The 12,503-nt window shown below is 67.9% G+C and carries 14 protein-coding genes; 8 read left to right on the top strand and 6 right to left on the bottom strand.

Going from position 1 to position 12,503, the window contains the following annotated elements:
• Positions 1 to 13: 13 nt before the first annotated feature.
• The 5 genes from ACQUSQ_RS13845 (at position 14) to ACQUSQ_RS13865 (ending at position 4,140) form a co-directional block, all read left to right on the top strand.
• On the top strand, positions 14 to 1,375 hold the full coding sequence (locus ACQUSQ_RS13845) for a D-aminoacyl-tRNA deacylase (protein ID WP_435069961.1): 1,362 nt from the start codon (positions 14 to 16) through the stop codon (positions 1,373 to 1,375).
• Between the two features lie 107 nt (positions 1,376 to 1,482).
• Positions 1,483 to 2,634 (top strand): cell division protein FtsZ, encoded by a 1,152-nt coding sequence (ftsZ, locus tag ACQUSQ_RS13850; protein ID WP_435069963.1) that lies wholly within the window; start codon positions 1,483 to 1,485, stop codon positions 2,632 to 2,634.
• Between the two features lie 52 nt (positions 2,635 to 2,686).
• Positions 2,687 to 2,860 carry a protein translocase SEC61 complex subunit gamma gene (locus ACQUSQ_RS13855; protein ID WP_435069965.1) on the top strand — a complete coding sequence of 58 codons (174 nt, stop codon included), beginning with the start codon at positions 2,687 to 2,689 and terminating at the stop codon, positions 2,858 to 2,860.
• A gap of 1 nt (position 2,861) precedes the next feature.
• Positions 2,862 to 3,299: a transcription elongation factor Spt5 gene (locus ACQUSQ_RS13860; RefSeq protein ID WP_435069967.1), complete on the top strand. Its 438-nt coding sequence runs from the start codon at positions 2,862 to 2,864 to the stop codon at positions 3,297 to 3,299.
• Between the two features lie 106 nt (positions 3,300 to 3,405).
• Entirely contained in the window at positions 3,406 to 4,140 is a 735-nt protein-coding gene (locus tag ACQUSQ_RS13865; protein ID WP_435070044.1) for a PHP-associated domain-containing protein, read from the top strand.
• On the opposite strand, the gene ACQUSQ_RS13870 is transcribed toward ACQUSQ_RS13865, so the two are convergent.
• Both ACQUSQ_RS13870 and ACQUSQ_RS13875 read right to left on the bottom strand, forming a co-directional pair.
• Complete coding sequence (locus ACQUSQ_RS13870; RefSeq protein ID WP_435069969.1) at positions 4,137 to 4,940, bottom strand: hypothetical protein; 804 nt, start codon at positions 4,938 to 4,940, stop codon at positions 4,137 to 4,139. The genes ACQUSQ_RS13865 and ACQUSQ_RS13870 overlap by 4 nt on opposite strands.
• A 1-nt stretch (position 4,941) precedes the next feature.
• Positions 4,942 to 5,451 carry a metal-dependent hydrolase gene (locus ACQUSQ_RS13875; RefSeq protein ID WP_435069972.1) on the bottom strand — a complete coding sequence of 170 codons (510 nt, stop codon included), beginning with the start codon at positions 5,449 to 5,451 and terminating at the stop codon, positions 4,942 to 4,944.
• Between the two features lie 85 nt (positions 5,452 to 5,536).
• Here ACQUSQ_RS13875 and ACQUSQ_RS13880 point away from each other — a divergent pair, with 85 nt between their 5' ends.
• Positions 5,537 to 6,634, top strand: coding sequence for a pyridoxal phosphate-dependent aminotransferase (locus ACQUSQ_RS13880; RefSeq protein ID WP_435069974.1), 1,098 nt, complete (start codon positions 5,537 to 5,539; stop codon positions 6,632 to 6,634).
• On the opposite strand, the gene ACQUSQ_RS13885 is transcribed toward ACQUSQ_RS13880, so the two are convergent.
• Positions 6,631 to 6,963 carry a hypothetical protein gene (locus ACQUSQ_RS13885; protein ID WP_435069976.1) on the bottom strand — a complete coding sequence of 111 codons (333 nt, stop codon included), beginning with the start codon at positions 6,961 to 6,963 and terminating at the stop codon, positions 6,631 to 6,633. The two genes, ACQUSQ_RS13880 and ACQUSQ_RS13885, sit on opposite strands and share 4 nt — an antisense overlap.
• A 78-nt stretch (positions 6,964 to 7,041) precedes the next feature.
• Between ACQUSQ_RS13885 and ACQUSQ_RS13890 the strand changes: the two genes are divergently transcribed.
• The gene (locus ACQUSQ_RS13890) at positions 7,042 to 8,178 is read left to right on the top strand and encodes an ArsA family ATPase (protein WP_435069978.1); all 1,137 of its coding nucleotides are present in this window, start codon (positions 7,042 to 7,044) and stop codon (positions 8,176 to 8,178) included.
• Here ACQUSQ_RS13890 and ACQUSQ_RS13895 read toward each other — a convergent pair whose 3' ends face one another.
• Together ACQUSQ_RS13895 and ACQUSQ_RS13900 are read right to left on the bottom strand one after the other, a co-directional pair.
• Positions 8,179 to 9,003 carry an SDR family oxidoreductase gene (locus ACQUSQ_RS13895; RefSeq protein ID WP_435069980.1) on the bottom strand — a complete coding sequence of 275 codons (825 nt, stop codon included), beginning with the start codon at positions 9,001 to 9,003 and terminating at the stop codon, positions 8,179 to 8,181. It abuts the gene before it with no gap.
• Between the two features lie 25 nt (positions 9,004 to 9,028).
• Entirely contained in the window at positions 9,029 to 9,511 is a 483-nt protein-coding gene (locus ACQUSQ_RS13900; RefSeq protein WP_435069982.1) for a hypothetical protein, read from the bottom strand.
• A 229-nt stretch (positions 9,512 to 9,740) separates the two neighbouring features.
• Here ACQUSQ_RS13900 and ACQUSQ_RS13905 point away from each other — a divergent pair, with 229 nt between their 5' ends.
• Entirely contained in the window at positions 9,741 to 11,666 is a 1,926-nt protein-coding gene (locus tag ACQUSQ_RS13905) for a beta-CASP ribonuclease aCPSF1 (protein ID WP_435069984.1), read from the top strand.
• A gap of 22 nt (positions 11,667 to 11,688) precedes the next feature.
• Here ACQUSQ_RS13905 and ACQUSQ_RS13910 read toward each other — a convergent pair whose 3' ends face one another.
• Positions 11,689 to 12,495: an endonuclease III domain-containing protein gene (locus tag ACQUSQ_RS13910; protein WP_435069986.1), complete on the bottom strand. Its 807-nt coding sequence runs from the start codon at positions 12,493 to 12,495 to the stop codon at positions 11,689 to 11,691.
• Positions 12,496 to 12,503: the final 8 nt, after the last annotated feature.

The following is a 12,503-nucleotide window of genomic DNA, read 5'->3' on the forward strand; positions in this document are numbered from 1 at the left end:
GTGAGATGCGGTCGTGATTGCAATCGTCGTCAGCCGCGCCGACAGCGCCTCCGAACACATCGGGGAGGCGCTGCTCGATGTCGGCGACTGGACCGAGCACCGCGACGAGACGCGGCCGGACGCCGAGGGCGGCGGCATCTACCACCGGACCGACGGCTTCGAACTTCGAACCTTCGACGACCTCCACATCCATCTGGACCGCCCCGACGCGGCCTTCGACGACCCCGACCTCCTCGTGGTCGTCTCGCGTCACTCCGGGGAGTCCGGAGCGCTCCTGACCGCCCACTTCACGGGCAACTTCGGCGACGCGGAGTACGGCGGCGAGGCGGGCCACTTCGCCCGCGCCTGTCCCAACGCCGCCGCCGACGTCGTCGACGCCTTGGACCGACACGCCCCCGAGCGATACGAGGTGGGCACCGAGTGCACCCACCACGGCCCGACCGACGTGGGCGTCCCCTCGATGTTCGTCGAACTCGGGAGCGACGAACCGCAGTGGGAAGACCCGGAGGGTGCCCGTGCCGTCGCTCGCGCGGTCCTCGACCTCCGCGGCGTCGACGCCGACCGCGAGAAACAGGTCGTCGGGTTCGGCGGCGGCCACTACGCCCCCCGGTTCGGCCGCGTCGTCCGCGAGACGTCGTGGGCCGTCGGCCACGTCGGCGCCGACTGGGGGCTGGAGGCGATGGGCAACCCCGCCGCCAACCGCGACGTCCTCCGGCGGGCCGTCGAGGCGAGCGGGACCGACTACGCCCTCGTTGAGGGCGAGCGCCCCGGCCTCGTGTCCGTTCTCGAAGACCTCGGCTGTCGCGTAGTCACCGAAACGTGGCTCCAAGAGACGAGCGCCCACCCCATTCCCGTCGTCGAAGCGGTCGAAGCCCGCGTCGACGACGTGTGCGAGGGCCTCCGATTCGGCGACGTCGTCCCCGACGTAGCCGACGACCCCGCCGAGGCCATCGTCGTCGCCGACCTCCCGGCCGACTTGGTCGATGCGGCCCACGGCGTCGACGCCGAGGCGACGCGGGCCGCCGTCGCGGCGTCGGCCGTCGCCTTCGAGACGACCGAGGGTGGCACGCGCCCCGCCGGTCGGGTCGTCTATCCCGCGTCCGACCCGACGGGTGCAGCGGATACCCTCACCGACGCGCTGGTGTCGATTCTCCGGGAGTCGTACGACGAGGTGCGGCGCGAGGATGGCTCGGTCGTCGCCCGGACGGCGGCGTTCGACCCCGAGGCGGCGCGGACGCTCGGCATCCCGGAAGGCCCGGAGTTCGGTCAGCTCGCGAACGGGCAGGCGGTGGAAGTCGGGGGCGAGCGAATCGAGCCCGAAACCGTCCAGACCGAACGGGTCGAGCGGCTCGACCCGGCTCGCGTCGACCCGTGACGAGCGGCGTCTGACGGGCGACCGACACGATTCTCGCTCAGCGTCAGACGCGCGCGTGACGACGGGCGGAAAGATAATGTGGCTGCCTTCGAAACGCCCGTGCATATATGGACTCCATCGTGGAGGATGCAATAGAGGATGCCGAGGAGCCGGGGGATGGGACCGCGGCCGATGCCGACGCCACTCCCGCGACCGACGCGTCACAGGACGACACGAATCGCACCGGCAAGATGACTGACGACGAACTGCAGGACGTTCTCGAGGACCTCCAGACGGACATCACGGTCGTCGGCTGTGGGGGCGCCGGCGGCAACACGGTCAACCGGATGGCCGAGGAGGGAATCAAGGGGGCGAACCTCGTCGCCGCCAACACGGACGTTCAGCACCTCGTCGACGTCGAGGCCGACACGAAGATTCTGATGGGGGAGAAAAAGACCGGCGGCCGCGGCGCCGGGTCGCTCCCGCAGGTGGGCGAGGAAGCCGCCATCGAGAGTCAAGACGACATCTACGGCGCCATCGAGGGGTCCGACATGGTCTTCGTCACCGCAGGGCTGGGCGGCGGGACCGGTACCGGGTCGGCTCCGGTCGTCGCCGAGGCGGCCCGCGAATCCGGCGCGCTCACCATCGCCATCGTGACGACGCCGTTTACCGCCGAGGGCGAGGTGCGACGCACCAACGCCGAGGCGGGGCTGGAACGACTGCGCGACGTGGCCGACACGGTCATCGTCGTGCCCAACGACCGCCTGCTGGATTCGGTGGGGAAACTCCCCGTCCGGCAGGCGTTCAAGGTGTCCGACGAGGTGCTGATGCGCTCGGTGAAAGGCATCACCGAACTCATCACCAAGCCGGGACTGGTCAACCTCGACTTCGCCGACGTGAAGACGGTCATGGAGAAAGGCGGCGTCGCCATGATTGGGCTGGGCGAGAGCGATTCCGAGCAGAAGGCACAGGATTCGGTGCGGTCGGCGCTCCGCTCGCCCCTGCTCGATGTCGACATCTCCGGCGCCAACTCGGCGCTCGTCAACGTCACCGGTGGCACCGACATGGCCATCGAGGAGGCGGAGGGCGTCGTCGAGGAGATTTACGACCGCATCGACCCCGACGCGCGCATCATCTGGGGGACGTCCATCGACGAGGAACTCGACGGCACGATGCGGACGATGATAGTCGTCACCGGCGTCGAGTCGCCCCAAATATACGGCCGCGGCGACGACGAGGCGGCGCCCGAGCCGGCCGACGACATCGACTACGTCGAGTAGTCGCTCGGCTCCCTATCAATAGATAGAAAAAGCCCGCTCGTCTAGAGCCACCATGGACGTCAAGTACGACCTCGCAAGCTACGTCCGCGTGCTCAAAATGGCGAGCACGCCGTCGTGGAACGAGTTCTCGCAGATTGCCAAAGTCGCGGGGGCGGGTATCTTCCTTATCGGCCTACTGGGATTCGTCATCTTCGCCGTCATGACCGTACTGCCCGGAGGGATGTGAGATGGGCATCTTCGCAGTCAAGACCACGGCCAGTCAGGAACGCACCGTCGCCGACATGATAGCCAGCCGTGAGGAGGACGAGGTACACGCCGTCCTCGCGCCCGACTCCCTCACGAGTTACGTCATGGTCGAGGCGGACAACAGCGCCGTCCTCGAACGCGTGATGGACGAAATTCCCCACGCCCGGAGCATCGTTCCCGGCAAGTCCTCGCTCACCGAGGTGGAGCATTTCCTCTCGCCGACGCCGGACGTCGAGGGCATCGCCGAGGGCGACATCGTCGAACTCATCGCCGGCCCGTTCAAGGGCGAGAAGGCCCGCGTCCAGCGTATCGACGAAGGCAAGGACCAAGTGACGGTCGAACTCTACGAAGCCACCGTCCCCATCCCCGTCACGGTCCGCGGCGACCAGATTCGCGTCCTCGACTCCGACGAGCGATAATCCGACTGGTCAATTCGGTGACGGTCTCGGCTCTCGAATAGCAACCCATAACTGCGGCGTCCATCGACTGTCGCCCGTGACGTCGGCCGACTCGACTCGCGTGGATATGCACGTCAAAACGCTCGACGAGCGTGTCGTCTCGCGGGCGAAAGCCCGCAATCTGGACGTGCTTGTCTACGCGCCGCATTTCACGCGCCTGCCCGAGATTCGTGCCCGCGCCGACCGCTTCTCCGACGACGACTTGCTCGTCGTGCCCGCGCGCGAGGTGTTCACCGGGCCGTGGCACGACCGTCGCCACCTCCTCGCTATCGGCCTCACCGACCCGGTCCCCGACTTCGTCACGTTCCGCGGCGCGCTCGACGAGTTCGAGCGACAGGGCGCCGCCGTCCTCGTCCCCCATCCCGAGATGCTGAACGTGAGTTGCTCGCGGGCCGACGTGGCGAAAAACGACGACGTTATCGACGCCGTCGAGACGTACAACGCGAAGTGTCTCCCGCATCAGAACCGTCGCGCTCGCGAGATTGCAGAGGAGACGGGCCAGCGTGGCTTTGGCTCCTCCTACGCCCACTTGGGAGGGACGGTCGGCGAGGCGTGGACGACCGTCGAGGCGGCAATCGACACGGAAGCGGCCCTCGTCGACGCGCTCCGGACGGATGTCTCGCGCCGCGCCGTCCGCCGGCAAGGAATCACCCATCGCCTCCAGTGTCTCGCCGAGTTCGCCCACCTCGGCTACGAGAACTCGTGGGGGAAAGTCGACCGGCTCTTTCTCTCCGGCGACGAGCCCACCCATCCCGACAACGTCGCGTACGGCGGGCGATTCGACGACGTGCGAGTGTACTAAGCCACCAGCGCGTAGCGGAGCATGATGACGCCAAACGGCGCGCCGATGGCGGTCAGATACAGCGTGACGAGCGTGGCGTCTCCGCCGGACGGGAGGAGGAGCCACAGAACGGGGCCAGCGAGCAGACAGCCGAGGCCGAGCGCCGCCGCCACGCCCCGCTCGACGCGTCCGGCCTCGTGGTGGCCGTCGCCGGCCGGCGCGTCCGCGCTGGCGGCGTTGGTGAGCGCCCTGCCGACCGCCGCGTCGACGGCCCTCGGAACGACGAGCACCCGCGGGACGCCGCTCCCGACTGCGCCGCGCTCGAACCGAAGCCAGTACGCCGCGACCGGACCGAGCGGTATCCGGCGGGCTTCGGACACCGCATCGAGCGGCGCCGTTCGCGTTCCGTAGCGGAGACTGCCCTCGTCGGGGTCGAGTCGCCCCTCGGTTCGACAGGCCATCGTCAGTATCCAGCCCCCGACTGCGACGACGAGGAGCGCGACTGCCGCCAACGGGCGCCACCGCCAGACGAGCGCGAGTCCTATCGCCCACGCGACGCCCGCGAGCAAGAGCGGGCGGCGGCGGAGCGACCCGCCGACGTCGACGGTCCTGACGCCCGCGAGCGCACGCCCCGTCGCGACGGCCACGAGTAGGGCAACGGCGAGAATCAGCAGGGTCTCGGGGTCGGCAGACCGGACGAGTGTCGCGACGGCGACGAGAGCGAGGAGGGTGCTGCCGACGGCGGCGCCCGCGAGCGCGTGTCGAATCGTGTCGACGTCGGCGTCGTCGACGCCCCAGTCGACGGGTGGCGGGGTGCCCATCTCAGCCGAGGAGCATGGCGCTCATGGTGCCCGCGGTGCTTTCGAGAGGCATCACGTAGACGTGAAAGAGACCGAGGGCGGCGAGTTCGATGGCGGTGACGACCACCGTGACGGCGTTTGCGTACTTGCTGCTCGTGGTGACGCCGAACGGCAGACTCCACTCCTGTTTGGTCAGGGGGTAGAAGAAGGCGATGCCGCGACGACTGCCGACGATATCGAGGAGGAAGTGGGTCGCGACGCCTATCCAGACGTACTGGAGGTTGCCGAAGACGAGCGGGTAGCCGGCGATGATGCCGAGGACGAACAGGTTGTGGAGCGTCTTGCGGTGCTTGCCGAAGGCGGTGTCGACGTCCGGGAAGAGCGCACCGAGGACGATGGGCACGGAGAGCCGAGCAATCATCTCGAGGGTTTCGAGCGCCGTGTCCACGCCGGGTGTCGTCGGCCACACCAACACGACGCCGAGACCGATGCTCAAAAGCGCCGCGTTGAGTACGTGTCCTTCTTTGTTCATCTGGCCGTGGCTTCGCCCCCGCCCTTCACGAAACTATCGCATCGGGGAGCGAAAGAGGGATTTGGTGGCCGGCCACAGACCGACCATGGACTACGAGACGCCACTGTTCTTTCACGTCATGCAGTACGCGGCAGAGGCGGACCGCGACGTGATAGATCTGGTGAGCGGCGGGCCGGACTGGGAGCCGCCGACGGCGCTCCGGGACGGTCTCCGCGACTACGCCGACAGCGACCCGGATGCGTTCCAGTACCCGCCGAGTGACGGTCTGCGCGAACTCCGAGAAGAGATTGCGGCCCGGCGCGGCGTCGACGTGAATCGCGTCGTCATCACGAACGGCGCGGGTGAGGCCAACTATCTCGCGATGGCGGCGGCGCTCGAACGGAGCGCGGGGAACGAAATCCTGCTGACCGACCCCGTCTACCCCTACTACCCCGGCAAGGCGAAGATGCTGGGCGCCGACGTGCGTCTCGTCCCCGTCGGCGACGACGGCCACCCCGACGTCGACGCGATGGCCGACGCCGCGAGCGAGGACACCGCGGCCATACTCATCAACTCGCCGAACAACCCCACAGGTGCGGTGTACGACGCCGAGACGGTCGAGGCGATGGTCGACCTCGCCGACGACAACGACGCCCTCCTCCTCTCCGACGAGGTGTACGACCACTACGACTACTCCGGGCGGTTCGAGAGCGCCCTCGCGTTCGACGCCGACCACGTCGTCGTCACCAACTCTTTCTCGAAGTCGATGGCGGTGACGGGCCTGCGCGTCGGCTACGCGATTTTCCCGCCACACCTCATCGACGACGCCCGAACCCGCCACATGCTCGTCAACGTCACCGGCGCCCGCCCCTCGCAGGTAGCGGTGTTGCGCGCGCTACAGGAGACGGGCCCGGACTACTACGAGGCCTCCCGTGACCTCCTTCGGGAGCGAATCGACGCCTTCACCGACGCCCTCGACGCCGCGGGCGCGGAGTACATCGTCCCCGAGGGAGCGTTCTACGTCTTCGCGCGCTTCGACGACTTCCCCGGCACCCTCGACAACGTCGAACGCCTCGTCGACGAGGCGGGCGTCGCCTGCATGCCCGGCGATACCTTCGGGACGTACGACGACTGGGTTCGGTTCGCCCTCGTCACGCCACGGGCCGAGGAAGCGGCCGAGCGACTCGCCGACTACGACTTCTAACAGACCACGATACTCGCTCGGTAGTAGGTTCCCTCGTACACGACGAGGTCGATATCGTACCACGCGTAGTCGAAGTCCTCGACGCTCTCCGTTCGCGCGCGCTGGAAGGTAGCCTGCTGGTCGGCGGTGAGGTTCTCGTAGGCGACGGCCGCCTCGGGGTCGATAGGCTCCTCATCGACTTCGTAGACGGTCAGGGCGGGCGGACAGTCCGTGTTGGGGGTCGCTTCCGTGGGCGTCGGCGTCGCCGCCGGCGGTCCCACGCCGAGACAGCCCGTGAGCGTGGCGAGGAGGGCGAGCGCGACCACCGTCGCTCGCACATCGGGTCGCATACCGGTCCCTCTCGTGGCCGACGCCAAGTGTCTTCCCCGTATCGACGGGTACAGGTGTCCGGGTCGTCTGCGCCCGATATGAGCGATATCGACGTCGAGGCAGTCGACGAAGTCGAGGCCGACGCGACGGACGACGAGGCGGTCGAGCACAGTCCGGCGGACGTCGACGTCGAGACGGTGACCGACCTCCCCGAGGGCGTCGACGCGCCGGAGTACGTCCTCTACGGCGGGAAAGGCGGCGTCGGCAAGACGACGATGGCGGCGGCGACGGCGCTCTCCTCCGCCGCCGACGGCACTGCGACGCTCGTCGTCTCGACGGACCCCGCCCACTCCCTCTCGGACACGCTCGACGTCGACATTCCGGCGACGCCGACGCGAATCCGCGAGGACTCGCCGCTGTGGGCCGCGGAAATCGACCCCGAGGCCGCGATGGAGGAGGGCATGTTCGGGGCGGGTGGCATCGGCGTCGAGGACGGCGACGACCCCGGCGCCGGCGCGCCGCTCGGCGGCCTCGGTGACCTCGGCGACGCACTGGGTGACGAGGCCATCGACCCGCTGATGGGTGGGTCGATGCCCGGCGCGGACGAGGCGGCCGCGATGCGGCAACTGCTGGAGTATCTGGACGACCCCCGATTCGACCGGGTCGTCATCGACACGGCGCCGACGGGCCACACCCTCCGACTGCTCGAACTCCCCGAGGTGCTCGATTCGATGGTCGGACGCCTGCTCTCGATGCGGCAGAAGTTCTCGGGGATGATGGACGGGTTCAAGGGGATGTTCGGCGTCGGCGACGACGCTGACGCCGAGGCGCCGGACCTCGACGAACTCAGCGACCGCATCGAGCGCCTGCGAGACGTGTTGCAAGACCCCACGCGAACCGACTTCCGGGTGGTGATGGTGCCCGAGGAGATGAGCGTCGTCGAATCCGAGCGACTGGTGGCTCAACTCGACGAGTTCTCGATACCCGTCAGCACCGTCGTCGTCAACCGGGTGATGGAGAATCTCGCCGACGTGGCCGACGTCGACCCGGAGTGGGTCGTCTCGCCGAACCTCGACGAGTGTGAGTTCTGTCAGCGCCGATGGGACGTTCAACAGCGCGCGCTCCGCCGGGCGACCGACCTCTTTCGCGGCCACGACGTGAAACGCGTCCCCCTGCTCGCCGACGAAGTGCGGGGCGAACGCGCCCTGCGCGTCGTGGCGGCGTGTCTGGCGTAGTCAGCGCAGGCGGTCCAGCAGGCCGAACGCTCGGTCACGGAGCGAATCGGGGAGGAATCGAGCGAGGACGGTCACCCGGGCCAGCGCGCCCACGGGAACGCGACTCGCGGGCTTGGTCGAACTCGCGGCGTTCAGGATGTCTTCGGCGACGCGTTCGGGCGACACCGCGCCCGGACCGCCGCCACCGATGGCCTGCGTGTCCTCGAAGACGTCGTAAAAGGAGTCGTAGGCGCCCGAGCGCTCGACGCCCGATAGCTCCGACTCTGCCCGCTCGTTGAAGTCGGTGTCGACCGGCCCGGGTTCGACGAGGACGGCGTCGATGCCGTATTCGGCCACCTCCGCGCGGAGGGCGTCGGTCATGGCTTCGAGCGCGAACTTGGACCCGCAGTAGACGCCGCCGCCGGGAAAGGAGAGGCGCCCGGCGACGCTGGAGACGTTGATAATCGTCCCCTCGCGCCGGCGGCGCATGTGGGGGAGGACGGCCCGAATCAGCCGGTGGGGACCGTAGACGTTCACGTCGAACTGGTCGTGGACGGCGTCGGTGGGCACGTCCTCGACGGGGCCGAACTGCGCGTAGCCGGCGTTGTTGACGAGGCAGTCGATTCGCCCCTGTTCGTCGAGAATGCGGTCGACGACGCGGTCGATATCGTCCGGTTCGGTCACGTCGAGGGTGGCGATGGCACAGCCCTCGTCCCCGAGCGTCTCGATGTCTGCCGGGTTGCGGGCCGTGGCGTACACCTCCCATCCCTCGTCGAGAAAGGCCTCGGCGGTCGCGCGCCCAATCCCGGACGAACAGCCCGTGATGAGGACGGTCTTCGGTTCCATGTCTCGCCCGTCGGACCGGCGGCAGTTAATCGTTCCCGACCGCGAACGGGGACTCGCCCTCGGTCCACTCCCACCCCGGAAGCCGGGTCTGGAAGCCCGCGGCGAGGGCGGCGTCCAAGTCGTCCGCGCCCGCGGCGCCTTCAGTGTTTGTCTGAATGTCGGCGACGTGGAAGGTGGCCTGTGCGAGGACGGCAAACGGCTGGCCGCCGGCAACGGTCGCCGCGAGTTCCCGTCCGAGCACCTCGTCGACGACGAACCCCGGATAGTCGTCGGTGACATCGAGGGTTCGGAGGAGGGCGACGTAGCCGGCGACGTTGACCCCGCGGGCGCCGTCCGCGAAGACGTCAGCGACGGCCTCGCGATACTGCCGTTCGGTCACCGGCGCCACGTCGACGCCGAAGGCGTCGCCGAGGCGGGCGCGCGTGTCGTTGATGAGGGGGACGATGGTCGGCGCCCGGTCGCGCACCCACTCGTACTCGTCGCGGACGGCCGCTGGGCTGAGTTCCATATCGCCACTCCGAGAGCCAGCGCCTTCGAGTTTGCGAAGGCTTTTATAATGATGGACTGATAGGGTCACTCAAGCGGGTTTTCGCTGCCTCTTCCCGCAGTCGAGCACCTCCCGTACAGGGCCGTTCACCGATGTCAACACAGCCTACGACAGTGAGAAGCGACCGGCCGGCGGTCACGGCCGGGACATCGAACACGACGGCTGGTGCGGAGGGCTCTCACCGGTACACATGAGCTCCGTAGATAAGCAACTCGAGGACCTGAAAGCAACGATTGAAGACGAATTACCCTCTGGAATCTCGGTTTCGGACGTCAAATACGAGGGCCCGGAACTGGTCGTGTACACGCGCGACCCGAAGGACTTCGCGAGCGACGGCGACCTGATTCGAAAGCTCGCGAGCAAACTCCGCAAACGGATTACCGTCCGCCCCGACCCCGACGTGTTGATGGACGTCGAGGAGGCTCGCGAGAAAATTCGTGATGTCATCCCCGACGACGCCGGCGTCACCGACCTCGATTTCCACGCCGACACCGGCGAAGTCGTCATCGAGGCCGAGAAACCGGGGATGGTCATCGGTCGGCACGGGTCGACTCTCCGCGACATCACGAAGGCCATCGGCTGGACGCCCGAAGTCGTCCGCACGCCCCCAATCGAGTCGTCGACTGTCTCGAACGTCCGTAACTTCCTCAAACAGGAACGTGAGGAGCGCCGTGACATCCTCGAACGAGTGGGGCGACAGATTCACCGCGAGGAGATGGCCGACGACCAGTGGGTCCGCATCACGACGCTCGGCTGCTGTCGCGAAGTCGGACGCGCGAGTTTCATCATCTCGACTGCGGAGACGCGCGTTCTCGTCGACTGCGGCGACAAACCCGGCGCCGAGGGCGAGGTGCCCTATCTGCAGGTCCCCGAGGCCGCCCCGCTCAACTCCATCGACGCCGTCGTTCTGACTCACGCCCACCTCGACCACTCCGCGCTCATCCCGCTTCTGTTCAAATACGGCTACGACGGTCCCATCTACTGCACCGAGCCGACGCGGGACCTGATGGGCCTGCTCACCCTCGACTATCTCGACGTGGCCGCGAAAGAGGGTCGCACGCCGCCCTACGACAGCGAGATGGTCCGCGAAGCCATCAAACACTGCATCCCCCTCGAATACGGTGATGTGACCGACATCGCGCCCGACGTGAAACTCACGTTCCACAACGCGGGCCACATCCTCGGCTCCGCCGTCTCTCACTTCCACATCGGCGACGGCCTCTACAACGTCGCGTTCTCGGGCGACATCCACTACGAGGACACGCGCCTGTTCAACGGCGCCGTCAACGACTTCCCCCGCGTCGAGACGCTCGTCCTCGAATCCACCTACGGCGGGCGCAACGACTACCAGACCGACCAGGCCGACTCCGAGCGCAACCTGCTCGACATCATCAACGACACCCACGAACAGGGGGGGAAGGTCGTCATCCCCGCCTTCGCCGTCGGCCGGTCACAGGAAATCATGCTCGTGCTGGAGGAGGCGATGCGGAGCGGGAAGATTCCGCGGATGCCGGTCCACCTCGACGGGATGATATGGGAGGCGACGGCCATCCACACCACCTACCCCGAGTACCTCCGCGACGACCTTCGGGACCGCATCTTCCACGACGACGAGAACCCCTTCCTCGCCGAGGAGTTCAACCACATCGACGCGGGTGAGGACGAACGACAGGACGTGGCAGACGGCGACCCGGCAATCATCCTCTCCACCTCCGGGATGGTCACCGGCGGGCCGATTATGTCGTGGCTCCGCCACCTCGGTCCCGACCCGGACTCGACGCTCGTCTTCGTCGGCTATCAGGCACAGGGGACGCTCGGCCGCCGGATTCAGAACGGTTGGGACGAAATCCCGATGAACGAGCGCGGCGGCCGCGGCGGCGGCCGCGGCAACACCCTCTCGCTAAACATGGACGTCGAGACGGTCGACGGCTTCTCCGGACACGCCGACCGGCAGGGCCTCGAAAACTTCGTCAAGACGATGAACCCGCGCCCCGAGAAGGTGCTCTGCGTTCACGGCGACGAACGCTCCGTGCAGGACCTCTCCTCGGCGCTCTATCACGACTACAACATGCGGACGTTCGCCCCGAAGAACCTCGAGACGTTCCGGTTCAAGTAACGCAGTCGCCGGCGCCCGATTCTCACGACGACCCGGTTTCGGCGGGGTCGACCACCTCGCCCGTCTCCGGAGAGACGCCCACGCGGTCACACAGGTCCGACAGCGGACACGCCTCGGGACCGTCCAGACACGCCGGCTTGCGGGCCGTGCAGTACTCGCGACCGAACTGAATCATCGCTGTGTGGCCGAAGCCGCATTTCTCGCCCGGAACCGACTCCTCGAGTGCCGCCCGCACCTCCTCGTGGTCGGCCGTCGGCGGCGCCAGTCCCATCCGGCGGGCGATGCGGTGGACGTGGGTGTCGACGGGGAAGACGCCGTCCTGCCCGCCGGCAAAGAGGAGGACGCAGTCGGCGGTTTTCGGCCCGACGCCGCGCATATCGAGGAGGCGGTCGCGCACCTCGTCGGCGTCGCCCTCGCGCACGAATCGGTCGAACGCGGCGGCGTCGCCGAAGTCGGCGACGATTTCCTCGGCGGCCCGGATTATCGACCGTGCTTTCTGGTTGTAGAGGCCGGCGCCGGCGATGGTGTCTGCGAGTTCGTCGTGGTCGGCGGCGGCGAGTGTCGCCGCCAAGTCGCTTTCGTCGTCGTAGCGGGCCAGCAAGGCGTCGAACGCCGGTTGACTCGCGGTGTCGCTCGTGTTCTGACTCAGAATCGTCCGTACGAGACAGGGGACGGCGTCCCGGCCGCCGTAGGCCTTCTGCCAGTAGCGCTCGCCGAGGGCGTCGACGACGGCCGCCGCGCGCGTGTCGGGGTCGCTGGATTCGAAGCGGGTGCCGACGCCGCCGCCGTCCGCGCCACCGCTGACGTTTTTCGAGGGTTCGTCGGCCATAGGTGCCG

The organism is Haloplanus sp. C73 (assembly GCF_051195115.1).
Taxonomy (GTDB): Archaea; Halobacteriota; Halobacteria; order Halobacteriales; family Haloferacaceae; genus Haloplanus.

Bases quoted from the DNA above. Each gene is read 5' to 3' on its own strand.
- ftsZ (WP_435069963.1), top strand. From the start codon at position 1,483: ATGGACTCCATCGTGGAGGATGCAATAGAGGATGCCGAGGAGCCGGGG.
- ACQUSQ_RS13855 (WP_435069965.1), top strand. From the start codon at position 2,687: ATGGACGTCAAGTACGACCTCGCAAGCTACGTCCGCGTGCTCAAAATG.
- ACQUSQ_RS13860 (WP_435069967.1), top strand. From the start codon at position 2,862: ATGGGCATCTTCGCAGTCAAGACCACGGCCAGTCAGGAACGCACCGTC.
- ACQUSQ_RS13865 (WP_435070044.1), top strand. From the start codon at position 3,406: ATGCACGTCAAAACGCTCGACGAGCGTGTCGTCTCGCGGGCGAAAGCC.
- ACQUSQ_RS13870 (WP_435069969.1), bottom strand. From the start codon at position 4,940: ATGGGCACCCCGCCACCCGTCGACTGGGGCGTCGACGACGCCGACGTC.
- ACQUSQ_RS13875 (WP_435069972.1), bottom strand. From the start codon at position 5,451: ATGAACAAAGAAGGACACGTACTCAACGCGGCGCTTTTGAGCATCGGT.
- ACQUSQ_RS13880 (WP_435069974.1), top strand. From the start codon at position 5,537: ATGGACTACGAGACGCCACTGTTCTTTCACGTCATGCAGTACGCGGCA.
- ACQUSQ_RS13885 (WP_435069976.1), bottom strand. From the start codon at position 6,963: ATGCGACCCGATGTGCGAGCGACGGTGGTCGCGCTCGCCCTCCTCGCC.
- ACQUSQ_RS13890 (WP_435069978.1), top strand. From the start codon at position 7,042: ATGAGCGATATCGACGTCGAGGCAGTCGACGAAGTCGAGGCCGACGCG.
- ACQUSQ_RS13895 (WP_435069980.1), bottom strand. From the start codon at position 9,003: ATGGAACCGAAGACCGTCCTCATCACGGGCTGTTCGTCCGGGATTGGG.
- ACQUSQ_RS13900 (WP_435069982.1), bottom strand. From the start codon at position 9,511: ATGGAACTCAGCCCAGCGGCCGTCCGCGACGAGTACGAGTGGGTGCGC.
- ACQUSQ_RS13905 (WP_435069984.1), top strand. From the start codon at position 9,741: ATGAGCTCCGTAGATAAGCAACTCGAGGACCTGAAAGCAACGATTGAA.
- ACQUSQ_RS13910 (WP_435069986.1), bottom strand. From the start codon at position 12,495: ATGGCCGACGAACCCTCGAAAAACGTCAGCGGTGGCGCGGACGGCGGC.